Genomic DNA, 17470 nt, shown 5'->3' on the forward strand with positions numbered 1-17470 from the left:
TAGCGCCTTTTCGCGCCCCTGTGGGGCTCAATTTGCGGGGAAAGCGGCTATGCGCCGCCCGCGGCAATCAAGCACCGCCGGGGTAATTCGGGCTTTCGCGGGTGATGGTCACGTCATGGACGTGGCTTTCGCGCAGGCCGGCGCTGGTAATGCGCACGAATTCCGCCTTTTCGTGGAACTCGGTCAGGTTCTTGGCCCCGACATAGCCCATCGCCGCGCGCAGGCCACCGGCCAGCTGATGCATCACATTGGCGACCGGGCCTTTGTAGGCCACCTGCCCCTCGATGCCCTCGGGCACCAGCTTCAGCGTGTCCTTGATGTCCTGCTGGAAGTACCGATCGGCCGAGCCGCGGGCCATGGCGCCCACCGAGCCCATGCCGCGATAGGCTTTGTAAGAGCGGCCCTGCCACAGGAACACCTCGCCGGGGGTCTCGTCGGTGCCGGCCAGCAATGAGCCGACCATGGCGATGTCCGCGCCGGCGGCCAGCGCCTTGGCGAGATCGCCGGAGAACTTGATGCCGCCGTCGGCGATCACCGGAATGTTGTGCTTCTTGGCGGCTTCCACCGCATCCATGATCGCGGTGAGCTGCGGCACGCCAACGCCGGCGACGATGCGCGTGGTGCAGATCGAGCCCGGACCGATGCCGACCTTGATGGCATCGGCGCCGGCATCGATCAGCGCCTGCGCGCCCTCGGTGGTGGCGACGTTGCCGGCGATCACCTGTACGGCGTTGGACAGCCGCTTGATCCGATTCACCGCGTCGAGCACGCGCGACGAGTGACCGTGCGCGGTGTCGACCACGACGATATCGACGCCGGCATCGATCAGCCGTTCGGTGCGCTCATAGCCACCCTCGCCCACGGTGGTTGCCGCGGCGACGCGCAGCCGGCCCTGGGCATCCTTGCTGGCCAGCGGATGCGCGACCGCGTGCTCCATGTCCTTGACGGTGATCAGGCCGACGCAGCGATACTGGTCGTCGACGACGAGCAGCTTCTCGATGCGATGCTGGTGCAGCATGCGCTTGGCTTCGTCCTGGCTGACGCCCTCGCGCACCGTCACGAGATTCTCGTGGGTCATCAGTTCGGAAATCTTCTGCCGCGGGTCGGTGGCGAAGCGCACGTCGCGGTTGGTGAGGATACCGACCAGCTTGCCGGGGACGCCCTTGCTCGCGCCGGTGACCACCGGAATGCCGGAGAAGCCGTGCTCCTTCATCAGCGCCAGCGCGTCGGCGAGCATGGCGTCGGGGCCGATGGTCAGCGGATTGACCACCATGCCGGATTCATACTTCTTCACCTGCCGCACCTGGGCGGCCTGGCCTTCGACGTCGAAATTGCGGTGGATCACGCCGATGCCGCCGGCCTGCGCCATGGCGATGGCCATGCGGGCTTCGGTCACGGTATCCATCGCCGAAGCGATGATCGGAATGTTGAGCGGAATGGCGCGGGTGGCGAAGGAGCGGATGTCGGCGTCCGAGGGCAGAATGTCGGACAAAGCCGGCTTCAGCAGCACGTCGTCGAACGTGAATGCTTCGCGAATCTTATGAATAACCGCCATCGCCAACTCCAATAAGCGGCTGATTTGCCGCGTTCGAACCGCAGGATGAGCCAATTTGCCGGCGATGCGGTGCATCGTCGTCGAATCGAAGCCCATCGGGAGGGTTGGCGGTGGTCGATAGCATGCTGTCGTGACGATTCAAAGCGTTTGGCAGCCATGCACAGGGATTTTGAGTGCATCGCACCAAGATGGGTGGCGACGCGGGCGCGGCGGCCGGAGCGCCCCCATCGGCTGCCCTGGCGCCCCCAACCCCAGACCCCGCTCATTCCGGCAATCCGGCCATGCGCAGGCCTTCCGAGGCCATGGCAAAATCCTGAGGGCGGCGGACCAGCAGCCAGTCATCGAGATTGCTGAGCCGCAGGGTCGGATCAAGCCGGCGCACATGCACCATGGCATTGCGCGCATCATCACTACGGCCGGCCAGCGCGTGGCCGGCTGCCACGAAGGCCGCCACCCGCAGAATATTGGGCATTTCGTGCGATGCCTTTTCCAGGCATGCCAGGGCGGCGTCGAAGCGTCCGCAATACAGATGGCCCATGGCGATGCCGGTCTGCATCTGGAACGTCTCCGGATCCAGCGGGCTGAGCCGCATGGCGCGCTCGAAGTGGTCGATGGCAGCGTCGTGCTCGCCGAGCGAAATGCGCTGGAAGCCGCCGAGATACCAGGTCGTGGACAAGTTGGGATTGAGCACCCGTGCCCTGTCCACATAGGCAACACAGCTAAGGAGATCGCCGCCGAAATGCGGCCAGGTGTGACCGCCCCTGGTGAGCGCCACCGCATCGTTCTTGCCCAGCGTCACCGCGCTTCGGCACAACCGCGCGGCCTCCTCCCCTCCGCCGCGCGATCGGTGATCCAGCGGTTCATCTTGCGCCAGTAATAGCACCACGCCGCCATCCCGTAGGCAGACGCATATTCGGGGTCGAGTTCGATTGCCTTGTAGAACAGCTGCAAGGCTTCATCGAGCCCGGCTTTGGTCGCCAGATGAAACCGGGTCAGGCCGCGCAGGTAATAATCGTAGGCGTCGAGGCTTTCGGTCGGCTTGCGCTTGGCGCGCTCGATCTCCGCGAGCTCGAGCTGCGGCGCAATGGCGCTGACCACACTTGCCGCGACCTGTTCCTGCAAATCGAAGATGTCATCGACGGTGCTCTCGAAACGCTCCCCCACAGATGCGCGCCGGTCGTCGCGTCGATGAGTTGCCCGGTGATGCGGACTCGGCTCGCCGATCGGCGAACGCTGCCTTCCAGCACATAGCGCACGCCGAGTTCGCGGCCGACCTGCTTCAGGTCGACGGCGCGGCCCTTGTATGTAAAGCTGGAATTGCGCGCGATGACGAACAGCCAGCGGATGCGCGACAGAGCGAGGATGATGTCCTCCACCATCCCGTCAGTGAAATAGTCCTGGTCCGGCTCTCCGCTCAGGTTCAGAAACGGCAGCACCGCAATGGACGGCTTGTCGGGAAGAGCAAGCGCTGGCGCATCGCCTGCCGCAGCACCGATCGTCATGACGCCGACCGGGTCCTGGATATCCCTGACCTCACCGACAAAGCGCACGCCCTTGCGCGCGATGGTGCGGATCAGGCGTTGCTCGCCGCCGCTGTCGCCGAGCGCCTTGCGCGCCGCATTGATATGACTTGTGAGGGTGGATTCGGAGACGATCCGACCACCCCAAACCGCCTGCAGCAGATCGTCCTTGCTGACCACGCGCTCGCGGTTCCGGACCAGGTGCAGCAGCAGGTCGAAGACCTGCGGCGCCAGCGCAATTTCTTCCGTTCCCCGCACCAATTCCCGCAGGTCGGGATTGAGTACAAAATCCTCGAACGCGAATGCCACGCCGGTGCTCCCTGAATCCATATGCCGGCGCGCCAAAAAACCTGGCCGCCGCTTGGTCTGGCATCGGTTCTCCGCATCTTCCTAACATGGCCGGCGTTCCGCGCTACCTCTTTTTGAAGGTCCTTTGGACGCAGCCACAAGGGTTTCACATACAAAAAACAGGATGGCGGCAAAGTCTTCCTGCGCCCCGACTGTCATCCTTCTCCCGGAGCGATGATCGCAACGGTCATCAGACGGAGCATTTCCTATGAAGATCGTAGTGATCGGCGGGAGCGGACTGATCGGTTCTAACGTCGTGACCCGGCTCAGGCGCCAGGGGCATGAGGTCACGGCGGCATCGCCGTCGAGCGGCGTCAACACGATCACCCGCGAAGGCCTTGCCGCAGCGCTCGATGGCGCCGAGGCGGTCATCGATCTCGCCAATTCGCCTTCGTTCGAGGACAACGCCGCCATGGCGTTTTTCGAAACCTCGGGCCACAACCTGCTGGCCGCCGAGGCCGCGGCCGGCGTCGGCAGGCATGTCGCGCTCTCGGTCGTCGGCACCGATCGCCTGCAGGACAGCGGCTATTTCCGCGCCAAGCTGGCTCAGGAGCGATTGATCGAACAGTCGGGCATTCCGTACACGATTGTTCGGGCCACCCAGTTCTTCGAATTCATCGAAGCGATCATCCAGAGCAGCATCGACGGCGGCACCGTGCGGCTGTCGCCTGCCGATTTCCAGCCGGTCGCGGCCGGCGATGTCTCCGCCGCGGTGGCGGAGTTCGCGCTGGCCACGCCGCTCAACGGCATGGTGGAGGTGGCCGGACCGGAGCGGCTCGGCCTTGACCAGTTTGCCCAGCAATTCCTCGCCGCCCGCGGCGATACACGCCGTGTCATCGCCGACATCCACGCCCGCTACTTCGGCCTCGCGCTGAACGATCAATCGCTCACACCCGGCGATCACGCACGGCTGGGGCCGACCCTTTTCACCGACTGGCTCGCGGCCCACCCCGCGAAATGAAGAAGCACGCCATGAACGACCATACCCCGCTCCTGCCATTGCATCGCGCCGCGACGTCGTCTTCGGCGGACTGGTCGCCGGCGCCACCATCGGACTTCAACTCGCAGAGTCAACGCCGGCATTCAGCCAGCAAGCACCGCATCCGCTCCCTAGCCATCAAGGACGCAAAACCATGAGCACGATCACCACCAAGGACGGCACCGAGATCTATTACAAGGACTGGGGCAAGGGTCCCGTCGTCACCTTCTCCCATGGCCGGCCGCTCAATGCCGATGCCTGGGACGGCCAGATGCTGTTCCTGGCGCAGCACGGTTTTCGCGTCGTTGCTCATGACCGCCGCGGCCACGGCCGCTCCAGCCAGGCCTCCGAGCACAACGACATGAACGGCTATGCCGACGATCTCGCGGCGGTGATCGAAGCGCTGGATCTCAAGGACGCCACGCTCGTCGGTCACTCCACCGGCGGTGGTGAAGTCGCCCGCTACATCGGCCGCCATGGCACCAAGCGCGTCGCCAAGGCGGTACTGATCGCCGCGGTGCCGCCGATCATGTTGAAAACCGAGGCCAATCCGGAAGGCCTGCCGATCGAAGTGTTCGACGGCATCCGCGCCGGCGTCGCCGGCGACCGCTCGCAATACTACAAGGACCTCGCCATTGCCTTCTACGGGGCCAACCGGCCGGGCGCCAAGGTCTCGCAGGGCACGCTCGACCAGTTCTGGCTATGGAGCATGCAGGCCGGCACCAAGAACGCCTATGAGAGCGTCAAGGCGTTCTCCGAGACCGACTTCACCGAGGATCTCAAGAAGTTCGACATTCCAACCTTGGTGCTGCACGGCGAGGATGACCAGATTGTCCCGGTCAAGGATTCGGCGCGCAAATCGGCGAAGCTGATCAAGGGTGCGAAGGACGTCTACTATCCCGACGCTCCCCACGGTATCACCGCGACCCATCAGGACCAGGTCAACGCCGAACTGCTCAAGTTCATCAGGGGCTGATGGAGTCGGCAACGTGGATAAAGCCGTCAATCGGACGCTCGCAGGCGTCGTCGTTCCCGACACGCCTGTCGTCGATGCCACCATCGATCATGCGCGGCATCACTGCGAGCCCTATTTGTTCAACCACGTCGTCCGTTCCTGGCTGTTCGCGGTCCGACTCGGACAGCTGCAGGCCATCGACCACGACGCCGAGGTGCTGGCCGTGGGCACGCTGCTGCACGACATCACACTGAACGAGAGCTTCGCCGGTCCGCGCCGCTTCGAGGTAGAGGGCGCCGACCTGGCGCGATGCTTTGCCATCGCGCACGGGTTCGACACGCATCGCGCGCAACTGATCTGGGACAGCGTCGCGCTCAACTCGACGCCATCGATCGGACTATACAAGGAGAGCGAGGTGGCGCTATGCACCGCCGGAATCTGCCTCGACGTCATCGGACTGCAATACAACGCGATCCCGTCCGGCGAGATCGCGCTGATCGTGGACAATTTTCCCCGGCTGGACATGAAGCGGCGAATGAGTAGCTGCCTTTGCCATATTGCCAGGACGACTCCTGAAACGACCTACGATAATTTTGTGAGAGATTTCGGCGAGCGTTTTGTGGCAAACTACAAAGCGCCGTCCACCGTCGATTTCGTAAGCCTTGCTCCGTTCGCAGAGTGACTTCTGCCACGCCTTGGCCGCTGATACTGGGGGTTTGCAACGGATCTTGATCCGGTCTTGCTGTCGCGACTGCAATTTGCCTGGGTGATCGGGTGGCACATCCTGCTGCCGGCCTTCACCGTTGGCGCCGCCGCATTCATCGCAGTCCTCGAAGGCTTCCATCTGGCGACCGGACGGGCAGTCTATCTGCGCGTCTCGATGTTCTGGATCAAGATCTTCTCGGTCGCCTTCGGCATGGGGGTGGTCACCGGCATCGTCATGCCGTTCCAATTCGGTACCAACTGGAGCCGCTTTTCGGATGCCACCGCCAATGTGCTCGCGCCATTGTTCGCCTATGAAGGCCTCACCGCGTTTTTCCTCGAAGCCGCCTTTCTCGGCGTGCTGCTGTTCGGCCGCAAGCTGGTGCCGCCGTGGGCGCACTTCGTCGCCGCGCTGATGGTGGCGCTGGGCACCCTGTTCTCGTCGTTCTGGATCCTGTCGGCCAACAGCTGGATGCAGACGCCGGCCGGCTACGAGATCGTCGACGGGCGGTTCTTCCCGACCGATTGGTTCCAGGTCATCTTCAATCCGTCCTTCCTGCCGCGGCTCGCGCATACGGTGGTGGCGTTCTTCTGCACCACGGGCTTCGTAGTGCTCGGAGTGGGCGCCTACCTGATGCGGCGCGGGCGGTTCGTGGAGGAAGGCCGCACCATGCTGTCGATGACACTGTGGCTGATGACCGTGCTGGTGCCGCTGCAGATCTTCATCGGCGACCAGCACGGACTCAATACGCTCAAGCACCAGCCCGCCAAGCTCGCGGCCATCGAGGCAATATGGGAAACCGGCCGCCGCGTGCCGCTGACCCTGTTCGCCCTGCCCGACGAAAAGGCCGAGCGCAATGCGGCGGCCATCGAAGTGCCGTTGCTGGGCAGCCTGATTTTGACGCACAGTACCGATGGCGAGATCATGGGTCTCAAGGAATTTCCTGCCGATCAGCGCCCGCCGGTCGCCATTCCGTTTTTCGCCTTCCGCATCATGGTCGGCTGCGGCCTGTTGATGCTTGGCATCGTCGTGCTGGGCGGCTGGCTGCGCTGGCGCGGCCGGCTCCATGACACCGCATGGTTCCTCGGTGTCTGCCAACTCGCCCTCCCGATCGGCTTCGTTGCAGTGATCGCCGGCTGGGTTACCACCGAGGTCGGCCGGCAACCCTGGACGGTCTACGGCCTGCTGCGGACGGCACAGTCGGTGTCACCATCGCTGACCGGCAGCGATGTGCTGATCTCGCTGATCGCCTATATCATCGTCTATCTCTTCATGTATCCGGTGGGGTTCCTGTTGATGCTGCGCATGGTGCGCAAGGGGCCCGATGCGGCGACCGAAAAAGACGACAGGATCGAAGCGGGCCGTCCGAAAGCGCCGGTGCTCGCCGGTGCGGGTATTGCCGAAGGAGCCGCGCAATGAGCCAGGTCATGGACTTCGTGCCGATCTGGACGCTGATCATCGGCCTTGCCGTGTTCTTCTACGTCCTTCTCGATGGTTTCGATCTGGGCGTCGGAATCCTCTATGGCTTTGCGCCGGACACTGCATCGCGCAATACGGTGATGAACTCGATCGCACCGATCTGGGACGGCAACGAGACCTGGCTGGTGCTCGGCGGCATCGGTCTGCTCGCCGCGTTTCCGCTGGCCTTCGCGATCATCATTCCGGCGACCTACTTTCCCATCCTGGTGATGCTGCTCGCGCTGGTGTTTCGCGGCGTCGCCTTCGAATTCCGCTTTCGCGACGCCGCGGACCGGACGTTCTGGGACCATGCCTTCTGCTATGGCTCGGGCATCGCCACCTTTGCCCAGGGCGTGGTGCTCGGCTCTTTCATCCAGGGCTTTCAGGTCACCGGCCGGGTATTTTCAGGCACGTCGTTGGATTTTCTCACACCGTTCTCGCTGCTCACCGGCGTCGCCCTGCTGTTCGGCTACGGCTTGCTCGGCGCCGGCTGGCTGATCCTGAAGACTGAAGGCGCGCTGCAGGATGCCGCGCGACGGCAGGGGCGGATCTGTCTTGTCGGCGTGCTTGTAGCGATCGCCCTGGCCAGCATCTGGACGCCACTGGTGAGTCCGGAGGTCGCAAAACGCTGGTTCACCTGGCCCAACATCGCATTGCTCGGGTTGGTCCCCGTCGCGACGGTAGCGGTGGCCGTGTTCACCTGGCGTGCCCTGTACAGCCGCGCGGAGGTCTGGCCGTTCGCCGGCGCGATCGGGCTGTTTGTCCTGTCCTATGCGGGCATCGCCATCAGCCTGTATCCGATGATCGTGCCGCATCACCTGACGCTGTGGCAGGCCGCATCCTCGGAGCGCACCCAGGCCTTTCTGCTGGTGGGCACACTGACGCTGCTGCCGGTGATCCTGATGTATACGGGTTGGTCCTACTGGGTGTTTCGCGGCAAGGTGCGGGCCGACGTCGGCTATCACTGAAGACGAATTCGGCATGCGGCGCTGCAACGGGTGCCACGGCCTCCGATCCCTCCCGAACGACGCGGTCAGTCAACCGCGTCCGTCGAGAACGCGATCTCCTTCTGCGCATCGAGCTCCGCGATCCGCGCCAGCAGCGCGGCGCGGATGTGGCTGTAACTGTCGCCGCCCATCACCAGCCGGAGCGGCGCCGGGCTGATGTCGACGCACCCGATCATTGCCTGCGCCATCTTGTCGGGATCGCCCTTCACCGCAAAGCCCCCCGAGGCGATGGCCCGGCGCACCTCACCGGCCGGCGTCGCGTCATAGACATCCATCAACGGTGCCCGCACCATGCCGCGACCGAAATCCGTTCTGGACGCGCCTGGCTCGGCGATGGTGAAGGTGATGCCGAACGGCGCCACTTCCTGCGCCACCGATTCAATGAAGCCCTCGATGCCCCATTTGCTGGCATGATACAGGCTGAAATTCGGATAGGCGATCTGGCCACCCTCCGACGACACTTGAATGATGCGGCCGCCGCCCTGCTTGCGAAGATGCGGCAACGCGGCGCGGATCACCTGGATGGAGCCGATCAGGTTGGTGTCAATCTGGTGCCGGATCTGCGCGTCGCTGGCTTCCTCACCGGCGCCGAACAACCCGTAGCCGGCGTTGCTAACCATGACGTCGATGCGGCCGATGTCGGCAAAGGCACGGTCGATCACCGTGCGCACCGCATCGGCGTCCGTCACATCCAGCGCAGCGATCCACAGCCGTTCACCGTATTGGGCCTTCAGATCGTCGAGCGCCTCCACCCTGCGCAAGGTCGCGGCGACACGGTCGCCGCGCAGCAGCAGCTTTTCCGTCATCGCACGGCCGAAGCCGGACGAAGTGCCGGTGATGAACCAGGACTTGGATGGGGTCGTCATGCTGGAAGCCTTTCGCTCGACGCGCCGCCGGGGCGCGCTTCATGGCCTCAAGCTAGACTTTCAAATTCATGCGTATATACCACCTGTTCTGCATAACTTAGTGAATAAAGCCCATGAATGCAAAGCCATCGCTGGGCGATTTCACCGCGCTGGCGGCCATCATCGCGCATCGCAGTTTTCGCAAAGCCGCCGACGAACTCGGCCTGTCGCCCTCTACCCTCAGCCATATGATGCGGGTGCTGGAGCAGAACCTCGGCGTCAGGCTGCTCAACCGCACCACGCGCAGCGTGGCACCCACGGAGGCCGGCGAGCGCCTGATGGCGCGGCTGCAGCCGCTGCTACGCGATCTGGACTCTGCGCTGGCCGAGGTCGATGCGTTCCGCAGCCGGCCCAGCGGCACGTTGCGCATCAATGCCAACGAAGCCGCCGCGCGCATTCTGGTTCGTGCTGTAGTGCCGACCTTCCTCGCGCGCCATCCCGAAATGGCACTCGACCTCGTCACGGACGGCCGCCTGATCGACATCGTCGCCGACGGCTTCGACGCGGGCGTCAGGCTCGGCGAGGCAGTGCCGCAGGACATGGTCGCCGTGCGCTTCGGCGGCGCGGCGCGCTTCCTCGCCGTAGCCGCGCCGTCCTATCTGCAAGGCCGCGTGCTGAAGACCCCCGATGACCTCGGGGATCACGCTTGCATCCGCTTCCGGCTGCCGAGCGGCAAACTGTATCGCTGGGAGTTCGAGAAGCATGGCCAAGAGATCGCCATCGACGTGCCCGGCGCCCTCACCCTCGACCACGTCGAACTCATGATCGAAGCCGCCGAAGCCGGTCTCGGCATCGCCTACGCGCCGGAACGCTCGGTGCGGCCATTGCTCGAGAGCGGCCGGCTGGTCAGCGTGCTCGACGACTGGTGCCCGACAATCCCCGGCCTGTTCCTGTACTATCCCGGCCACCGCCACGTGCCGCCCGGCCTGCGCGCCTTCATCGACGTGCTGAAGGAGGTGGCATAAGGGTCGCATAAGAGAGGCCATCCGCTGGCGGCTCGCTCACGGAAGGTTTAGGTGCCATGCACGGCTCCCCGGTGGTCCGGCCCCAAGAGGGATGTTAAAGCGCAACGCGCCCTCGCGAAGAATCGCTGCGACGTCCCGGCACCGCCATTTCCCGGACCCCCCAATTTCATGACCAAAGAACGACTGATCCCGCTCATCGTCGCCGCTGCCCTGTTCATGGAAAACATGGATTCCACGGTGATCGCGACCTCGCTGCCGGCGATTGCCGCCGATATCGGTACCTCGCCGCTGACGCTGAAACTGGCGATCACGTCTTACCTGTTGTCGCTGGCGGTGTTCATTCCGGCCTCCGGCTGGACCGCCGACCGCTTCGGCGCCCGCGCAGTGTTCTCCGTCGCCATCGCGGTGTTCATGGTCGGCTCGATCGGCTGCGCGCTGTCCGGCTCGGTCACCGACTTCGTCATCGCGCGCATCCTGCAAGGCATGGGCGGCGCCATGATGACCCCGGTCGGCCGGCTGGTGCTGCTGCGCTCCATCGACAAGAAGGGCCTGGTCAATGCCATGGCCTGGATGACCATGCCGGCGCTGGTCGGGCCGGTGATCGGACCGCCGCTCGGCGGTTTCATCACCACATATTTTTCCTGGCACTGGATCTTCCTGATCAACATTCCGATCGGTCTGCTCGGCATTTTCCTGGCGCAACGCTACATCGACCCGATCCGCGCCGAGGACCCGGAGCGCTTCGACCTCTGGGGCCTGCTGCTGGCCGGCATCGGCCTTGCCGGCATCGCCTTCGGCGCCTCCGTCGCCGGCCTCGGCCTGCTGCCATGGCCGGTGGTCGTTGCACTGATCGCCATCGGCACGGTGTCGATGACCCTGTATGTGATCCACGCCCGGCGCACCGCCTCGCCGGTGCTGGATTTCTCGCTGCTGCGACTGGCGACATTGCGCGCCGCAATCATCGGCGGGTTCCTGTTCCGGCTGGGAATCGGCGCGCTGCCCTTCCTGCTGCCGCTCTTGATGCAGGTCGGCTTCGGCCTGTCGCCGTTCCGCTCCGGCCTCGTCACCTTCGGCTCCGCGGTCGGCGCCATGGGCATGAAGGCGCTGGCGGCGCGGGTGATCCGCACCTTCGGCTTCCGCAACGTCCTCACCATCAATGCGCTGGTCAGTACGGTGTTTCTCGCCGCCTGCGCGCTGTTCACCGTGACCACGCCGCTGCTGCTGATCCTGATCCTGCTGGTGGTCGGCGGCTTCTTCCGCTCGCTCGAATTCACCGCCATCAACACCGTGGCCTATGCCGAGGTGGAGCCGCCGCAGATGAGCCGCGCCACCACGCTGGTCAGCGTCAACCAGCAGCTGGCGATTTCCGCCGGCGTGGCGGTCGGCGCGGCCTGCGTGGAATCCACCATGTTGATCCACGGCATGACGCAGCTCTCCGCCGACGACTTCGCGCCGGCTTTCATCGTGGTCTCGCTGCTGTCGGCCACCTCGGCCTGGTTCTTCTGGCAGATGCCGAACGATGCCGGCCACGAGATTTCCGGCCAGGTCATCAGCATCGCCAGCCGCAAGGGCGTCGAGAAGGCCGCGGCCAAGGCCGCCTCCGAAGGCACCGAGGACGCACGGGATCAGAAGCTGGGGTGACCTTGCTCCCATAATGGGACCGTGCTATCTTTCGTGCATGAGGATCATCGCCCGCCGCACGTTGCGACAGTTCGTTGAAAGCCTCTCGGCCAGCAAAGATCGGCCGGCCGTGAAAGCGGCATTGGATGCCTGGTTCAACGAAGCCAGCCAGGCCATGTGGAAGAACGCTGCAGACGTAAAGCGTCACTATGCGACGGCCAGCATTATTACTGCCGAACGTATCGTCTTCAACATCAAGGGCAACGATTATCGTCTCGTCGTTGCCGTCGACTTCGACAAGGCCATCATCTGGATGAAATGGATTGGTACCCACAAGGCATATGACAAGATCGACGTGACGGAAGTGCAGCATGAAAAATGAGTTGAAGCCCATCCGCACGGAAGCCGATCATGAGGCAGCGCTCGCGGAAGTCGAGCGCCTGTGGGGCGCCGGGACCGGAACGCCGGACGGTGACCGCCTCGACATTCTCGCGACATTGATCGACGCTTACGAGACGCGGATCTATCCGATGGATCCGCCCGACCCGATCGAAGCAATCCAGTTTCGGATGGAGCAGATGGGCCTGAGCCGCAAGGACCTTGAGCCGCTGATCGGCACGCGGGCCCGCGTCGCGGAAGTAATGAACCGCAAGCGAAGCCTATCCATCGACATGATCCGCCGCTTGCACGAGGAACTCGGGATTTCCGCCGAGGTGTTGATCCGACCGACACAGAAAAACGAAGCTGCGTGACGCTGGTACCCCGCCGCTCTACGCTTCTTCCGCGTCCCGCTTCTCGCCCGTACCGCGAAAGCCCATCGCCAGCACATAACGCTCCGACGAATCCGCACGGCTCGACGCCGGCTTGACGTGTTTCACCGTGGCGAAATCGCGCTTCAGCGCGCTCAGCAAGGTGGCGTCGGCGCCGCTCTGGAACACCTTTGCCACGAAGGTCCCGCCGGGCTTCAGCACCTCGGCAGCAAACGCCGCTGCGCCTTCCACGAGGTTCATGATGCGCAGCTGGTCGGTCTTGCGGTGACCGGTGGTGTTGGCGGCCATGTCGGACATCACCACGTCGGCCTTGCCGCCCAGCATCGCCTGCAGCTTTGCCGGGGCGTCGTCAGCGAGAAAGTCCATCTGCGCGAAGGTGACGCCGGAAATGCCGGGCATTTCCAGGAGGTCGATGGCCACGATCTGGCCCCGGCCCTTTTCGATGCCGATCCGTTTCGCGGCAATCTGGCTCCAGCCGCCGGGGGCAGCGCCGAGATCGACCACCGAAATGCCCGGCTTGAGGAAATGGTGCTTGTCGTCGATCTCGATCAGCTTGTAGGCGGCGCGCGAGCGCAGGCCGTCGCGCTTGGCCTGCTGCACATAGGGATCGTTGAGCTGGCGCTCCAGCCAGAGCTTGGACGACAGTTTCAGCCTGCCGGCGCTTTTGACGGTGACGTGGAGCCGCCCGGTGGTGTCTTTGGCCATGATAAACGTGCTTGCCTTCAGGATTCAGGCGATCTCTAGCACACCGCGCCACGATCGGTGCATTTAAGACAGGCCATTCAAGAGACTTGGATCACCCCGTCCTGGCGCATCATTTCCACCAGCATGCCCTCGCGCAGGCCGCGATCGGCCACCCTGAGCCGCGGCAGCGGGAACGCGGCGCGAATGGCATCGAGGATGGCGCAGCCGGCCAGCACCAGGTCGGCGCGCTCGACCCCGATGCAATTGTTGGCGGCGCGCTCCGCATAGGTCATCGCCAGCAGTTTCGCCACGGTGGCGTCGAGATCCGAGGCGGACATCCAGACCCCGTCGATGCGGCGGCGGTCGTAGCGCGTCAGGTTGAGATGCACCCCGGCCAGAGTGGTCACCGTGCCCGAGGTTCCCAGCAGGTGCATGCCGGCAAGGTCCGCAACATTCTCGGCGGCGAACGGCGCGACGTGCCCGGCCACCGCGTCGACCATCGCGGCATAGGATTCGGCGGTAACGTCGCGACCGCCGAAGCGCTCCGCCAGCGTCACCACGCCGAGCGGGATCGACATCCACGCCTTGATGAACGGCTTGGCGTCGGCCTCCCCGGGATCGCGCTCGATCCGCACCAGTTCGCTGGAACCGCCGCCGATATCGAACAGGACGGCACCGCGGCCATGCGGATCCAGCAGCGGCGAGCAGCCTGTCACCGCCAGCGCGGCCTCGGTCTCGCGGTCGATGATCTCCAGGGTGATGCCGGTTTCGCTGGCGACCTGGGCAAGGAAATCATCGGCATTGGAGGCGGCACGGCATGCCTCGGTGGCGATCAGGCGCAGCCGCTGCGCGTCCTTGGACTGGATTTTGTCGCGGCAGATGCTGAGCGCCGAGATGGCCCGGGCGATGGCAGCATCAGAGATCACCCCGGTGGTGGAGACGCCCTCCCCGAGCCGGACGATGCGCGAAAACGAATCGATCACGCGAAAGCCATCCGCGCTGGGACACGCAATCAGCAGCCGGCAGTTATTGGTGCCGAGATCCAACGCCGCATAGACACCGGAACCGGCGTCACCCATGCGATCGGCCTCAAGCGCCGCAGCCAATCCCTGCAGATCCCCGTGCGGCGCAAAGCCGGCGCGGAGTCCCGTGTCATCGCCCATGCAGCTCCGTCTTTCCGCGGCCCGCAGGGCCGGCGTGGAAATATCCATTCACGGAAAGTTTAGCAGGGCTTGGGGTCAGCGCAACTGCCAGCGCGTAGCCGCATGCCCAATCATACATTGTCGTTCCCTTGGCCCTACGGTATCTGAAAGGTCCGCGGTAGCGCGAAAACCGCTCCAAACCGCGCGATAACCGACAATTTAGTGGATTTCACATGCAGGATCATACCGGCAGCTCGCTCGACAACGCGATCGCCATGCAGAAATTCGGCGTCGGCCAGCCGGTCCGCCGCAAGGAAGACGACACTTTGGTGAGGGGCAAGGGCACCTATACCGACGATATCAGCCTGCCGGGCCAGCTATATGCCTGGATGGTGCGCAGTCCGCATGCCCATGGCGTGATCCGCAACATCGACACCGCGGCCGCCAAGGCGATGCCCGGCGTGGTCGGGGTGTGGACCGGGCAGGACCTCGCCGCCGCCGATTACGGCCCCTTCACCTGCGGGCTGCCGCTGAAGAACCGCGACGGGTCCGCCCTCAAGCAGACCAACCGCACCCCATTGATGACCGACAAGGTGCGCTTCGTCGGCGATCCCGTGGCCTTCGTGGTGGCCGAGACCGTGGCCCAGGCGCGCGACGCCGCCGAGGCCGTGGAACTCGACATCGAGGCGCTGCCGGCGGTGACCTCGCCCGAACAGGCCACCAAGCCCGGCGCGCCGCAGCTCTACGACCACATCCCCGGCAACGTGGCGCTGGATTACCATTTCGGCGACGCCGCCAAGGTCGAGGCCGCCTTTGCCTCCGCGGCGCATGTCACGAAGCTGGACATCGCCAATACCCGCGTCGCCGTGGTGTCCATGGAACCGCGCGTGGCGCTGGCGTCCTATGACAAGGCCAGCGAGCGCTTCACCATCCAGGTGCCGACCCAGGGCGTCGCCGGAAACCGCGCCGGCCTCGCAAAAATCCTCAAGGTGCCGAACGACAAGGTGCATCTCCTGACCGCCAATGTCGGCGGCTCGTTCGGCATGAAGAACATCAACTATCCCGAATATATCTGCCTGCTGCACGCGGCCAAGGCGCTCGGCAGACCGGTGAAGTGGACCGACGAGCGCTCCACCAGCTTCCTGTCCGACAGCCACGGCCGTGCCCAGGACGTCCACGCCGAACTGGCGCTCGACAAGGACGGCAAGTTCCTCGCGGTGCGCGTCAAGGGTTTCGGCAATCTCGGCGCCTACATCACCGGCGTGTCGCCAAGCCCGCTGTCGCTCAACACCGGCAAGAACCTCGCCAGCGTCTACAAGACGCCGCTGCTGTCGGTCGACATCAAGTGCGTGGTCACCAACACCACTCTGATGGGCGCCTATCGCGGCGCCGGCCGGCCCGAGGCCAACTACTTCATGGAGCGACTGATCGACCGCGCCGCCGAGGAGATGGGCATCGACCGCCTGACCTTGCGCAAGCGCAACTTCATCAAGTCGTCGCAGATGCCGTTCGCCGCCTCCTCCGGCGTCACCTATGACAGCGGCGATTTCCAGGGCGTGTTCGCCAAGGCGCTGGAACTGTCGGACCACGCCAACTATCCGAAGCGCAAGAAGGACAGCCGCAAGCGCGGCAAGCTGCGCGGCATCGCGGTCGGCTCCTATCTGGAAGTCACCGCGCCGCCCAACCCCGAACTCGGCAAGATCGTGTTCGAGGCCGACGGCACCGTGAAGCTGATCACCGGCACGCTGGACTATGGCCAGGGCCATGCCACGCCGTTCGCCCAGGTGCTGTCGGCGCAGCTCGGCGTGCCCTTCGAGGCCATCACCCTCGAACAGGGCGACAGCGACATCGTCCATGCCGGCAACGGCACCGGCGGATCGCGCTCGATCACCGCCACCGGCCAGGCCATCGTCGAGACCTCGGCGCTGATCGTCGCCAAGGGCAAGCGCGCTGCCGCGCATCTGCTGGAAGCCTCGGAAGCCGACATCGAGTTCAAGTCCGGCCGCTTCACCATCGCGGGCACCGACCGCAGCATCGACATCATGGAGCTGGCGAAGCGCATGCGCGAGGGCAAGATGCCTGAGGGCGTGCCCGACACGCTGGACGTCGACCACACCACGGGCAATGTGGAGTCGACCTTCCCCAACGGCTGCCACGTCGCCGAGGTCGAGATCGATCCGGACACCGGCGTGGTTCAAATCGTCAACTACACCGGGATCAGCGACTTCGGCACCATCGTCAATCCGATGATCGTCGCCGGCCAGCTGCATGGCGGCGTGGCGCAGGGCATCGGCCAGGCCTTGATGGAAGAGGTCAGCTACGACGAGAGCGGCCAGCCGATCACCGGCTCGTTCATGGACTATGCGCTGCCACGCGCCGGCGACATTCCGCTAATGACCGTGGGCGACCATCCGTCGCCGGCCAAGTCGAATCCCTTGGGCACCAAGGGCTGCGGCGAGGCCGGCTGCGCCGGCAGCCTGTCCACGGTGGTCAACGCGGTGATCGACGCCCTCAGCGACCACGGCGTCGAACACATCGACATGCCGCTGACCTCGGAGCGCATCTGGCGCGCCATCCAGGACGGGAAGAAGACCAAGGCGGCGTAGGCGCTCCCATTCGCTGTCGCAACCTTCCCGGCGCGCTGAGTTCTGGCGTTTCCCCGGCGCGCTGCAGCCTAGCGAAGCGAAGCTTCGCGTGGCTTGCGCTGCTGCGCAGACCCGGGATCGTCCCAAGCGCCAGCGTCCGCGACGACCCCGGATCTGCGGCGCACCACGCCGCGCAAGCGCGGCGCAGTGCACCGCGTCCGGGGAACGGAATCCGCTACTTGCGCCGCCTGCTCTCGCGGCTGATAGATCGCCA

General features: G+C 64.8%; 14 protein-coding genes and 1 pseudogene. 10 read left to right on the top strand and 5 right to left on the bottom strand.

The window, feature by feature from the left end; genetic code table 11:
- Positions 1–67 precede the first annotated feature (67 nt).
- Positions 68–1555, bottom strand: coding sequence for an IMP dehydrogenase (guaB, locus tag ONR75_RS20655; protein ID WP_265078901.1), 1488 nt, complete (start codon positions 1553–1555; stop codon positions 68–70).
- A 262-nt stretch (positions 1556–1817) separates the two neighbouring features.
- Positions 1818–3384: pseudogene (locus ONR75_RS20660) on the bottom strand (winged helix-turn-helix domain-containing tetratricopeptide repeat protein).
- Between the two features lie 247 nt (positions 3385–3631).
- Between ONR75_RS20660 and ONR75_RS20665 the strand changes: the two are divergent.
- The 5 genes from ONR75_RS20665 to cydB are packed head-to-tail and all read left to right on the top strand — an operon-like array spanning position 3632 to position 8486.
- The gene (locus ONR75_RS20665; protein ID WP_265078902.1) at positions 3632–4384 is read left to right on the top strand and encodes an SDR family oxidoreductase; all 753 of its coding nucleotides are present in this window, start codon (positions 3632–3634) and stop codon (positions 4382–4384) included.
- Between the two features lie 37 nt (positions 4385–4421).
- On the top strand, positions 4422–5378 hold the full coding sequence (locus ONR75_RS20670) for an alpha/beta fold hydrolase (protein ID WP_413776529.1): 957 nt from the start codon (positions 4422–4424) through the stop codon (positions 5376–5378).
- 13 nt (positions 5379–5391) lie between these two features.
- The gene (locus tag ONR75_RS20675) at positions 5392–6039 is read left to right on the top strand and encodes a hypothetical protein (protein ID WP_265078904.1); all 648 of its coding nucleotides are present in this window, start codon (positions 5392–5394) and stop codon (positions 6037–6039) included.
- A 57-nt stretch (positions 6040–6096) separates the two neighbouring features.
- On the top strand, positions 6097–7479 hold the full coding sequence (locus ONR75_RS20680; RefSeq protein ID WP_265078905.1) for a cytochrome ubiquinol oxidase subunit I: 1383 nt from the start codon (positions 6097–6099) through the stop codon (positions 7477–7479).
- Entirely contained in the window at positions 7476–8486 is a 1011-nt protein-coding gene (cydB, locus tag ONR75_RS20685; protein WP_265078906.1) for a cytochrome d ubiquinol oxidase subunit II, read from the top strand. Before ONR75_RS20680 ends, cydB begins: the two co-directional genes overlap by 4 nt.
- Positions 8487–8551: 65 nt before the next feature.
- Here cydB and ONR75_RS20690 read toward each other — a convergent pair whose 3' ends face one another.
- Entirely contained in the window at positions 8552–9391 is an 840-nt protein-coding gene (locus ONR75_RS20690) for an SDR family oxidoreductase (RefSeq protein WP_265078907.1), read from the bottom strand.
- A 113-nt stretch (positions 9392–9504) separates the two neighbouring features.
- Here ONR75_RS20690 and ONR75_RS20695 point away from each other — a divergent pair, with 113 nt between their 5' ends.
- The 4 genes from ONR75_RS20695 (at position 9505) to ONR75_RS20710 (ending at position 12767) form a co-directional block, all read left to right on the top strand.
- The gene (locus ONR75_RS20695; protein WP_265078908.1) at positions 9505–10395 is read left to right on the top strand and encodes a LysR family transcriptional regulator; all 891 of its coding nucleotides are present in this window, start codon (positions 9505–9507) and stop codon (positions 10393–10395) included.
- A gap of 168 nt (positions 10396–10563) precedes the next feature.
- Complete coding sequence (locus ONR75_RS20700) at positions 10564–12036, top strand: MFS transporter (RefSeq protein ID WP_265078909.1); 1473 nt, start codon at positions 10564–10566, stop codon at positions 12034–12036.
- Between the two features lie 37 nt (positions 12037–12073).
- Entirely contained in the window at positions 12074–12397 is a 324-nt protein-coding gene (locus ONR75_RS20705) for a type II toxin-antitoxin system HigB family toxin (protein ID WP_265078910.1), read from the top strand.
- Positions 12387–12767, top strand: a complete 381-nt coding sequence (locus ONR75_RS20710) for a helix-turn-helix domain-containing protein (protein ID WP_265078911.1) — start codon at positions 12387–12389, stop codon at positions 12765–12767. Before ONR75_RS20705 ends, ONR75_RS20710 begins: the two co-directional genes overlap by 11 nt.
- Before the next feature lie 18 nt (positions 12768–12785).
- Here the strand turns inward: ONR75_RS20710 and ONR75_RS20715 are convergent, their stop codons facing one another.
- Both ONR75_RS20715 and ONR75_RS20720 read right to left on the bottom strand, forming a co-directional pair.
- Positions 12786–13490 carry an RlmE family RNA methyltransferase gene (locus tag ONR75_RS20715; RefSeq protein ID WP_265078912.1) on the bottom strand — a complete coding sequence of 235 codons (705 nt, stop codon included), beginning with the start codon at positions 13488–13490 and terminating at the stop codon, positions 12786–12788.
- A 77-nt stretch (positions 13491–13567) separates the two neighbouring features.
- Positions 13568–14632, bottom strand: a complete 1065-nt coding sequence (locus ONR75_RS20720) for a Ppx/GppA phosphatase family protein (RefSeq protein WP_265078913.1) — start codon at positions 14630–14632, stop codon at positions 13568–13570.
- Between the two features lie 212 nt (positions 14633–14844).
- Here ONR75_RS20720 and ONR75_RS20725 point away from each other — a divergent pair, with 212 nt between their 5' ends.
- Positions 14845–17217 (top strand): xanthine dehydrogenase family protein molybdopterin-binding subunit, encoded by a 2373-nt coding sequence (locus tag ONR75_RS20725; RefSeq protein ID WP_265078914.1) that lies wholly within the window; start codon positions 14845–14847, stop codon positions 17215–17217.
- Positions 17218–17470 lie beyond the last annotated feature (253 nt).

Origin of the sequence: Rhodopseudomonas sp. P2A-2r (assembly GCF_026015985.1) — a bacterium.
GTDB lineage: Bacteria > Pseudomonadota > Alphaproteobacteria > Rhizobiales > Xanthobacteraceae > Tardiphaga.

Bases quoted from the DNA above. Each gene is read 5' to 3' on its own strand.
- guaB (WP_265078901.1), bottom strand. From the start codon at position 1,555: ATGGCGGTTATTCATAAGATTCGCGAAGCATTCACGTTCGACGACGTG.
- ONR75_RS20665 (WP_265078902.1), top strand. From the start codon at position 3,632: ATGAAGATCGTAGTGATCGGCGGGAGCGGACTGATCGGTTCTAACGTC.
- cydB (WP_265078906.1), top strand. From the start codon at position 7,476: ATGAGCCAGGTCATGGACTTCGTGCCGATCTGGACGCTGATCATCGGC.
- ONR75_RS20690 (WP_265078907.1), bottom strand. From the start codon at position 9,391: ATGACGACCCCATCCAAGTCCTGGTTCATCACCGGCACTTCGTCCGGC.
- ONR75_RS20695 (WP_265078908.1), top strand. From the start codon at position 9,505: ATGAATGCAAAGCCATCGCTGGGCGATTTCACCGCGCTGGCGGCCATC.
- ONR75_RS20700 (WP_265078909.1), top strand. From the start codon at position 10,564: ATGACCAAAGAACGACTGATCCCGCTCATCGTCGCCGCTGCCCTGTTC.
- ONR75_RS20705 (WP_265078910.1), top strand. From the start codon at position 12,074: ATGAGGATCATCGCCCGCCGCACGTTGCGACAGTTCGTTGAAAGCCTC.
- ONR75_RS20710 (WP_265078911.1), top strand. From the start codon at position 12,387: ATGAAAAATGAGTTGAAGCCCATCCGCACGGAAGCCGATCATGAGGCA.
- ONR75_RS20715 (WP_265078912.1), bottom strand. From the start codon at position 13,490: ATGGCCAAAGACACCACCGGGCGGCTCCACGTCACCGTCAAAAGCGCC.
- ONR75_RS20720 (WP_265078913.1), bottom strand. From the start codon at position 14,632: ATGGGCGATGACACGGGACTCCGCGCCGGCTTTGCGCCGCACGGGGAT.
- ONR75_RS20725 (WP_265078914.1), top strand. From the start codon at position 14,845: ATGCAGGATCATACCGGCAGCTCGCTCGACAACGCGATCGCCATGCAG.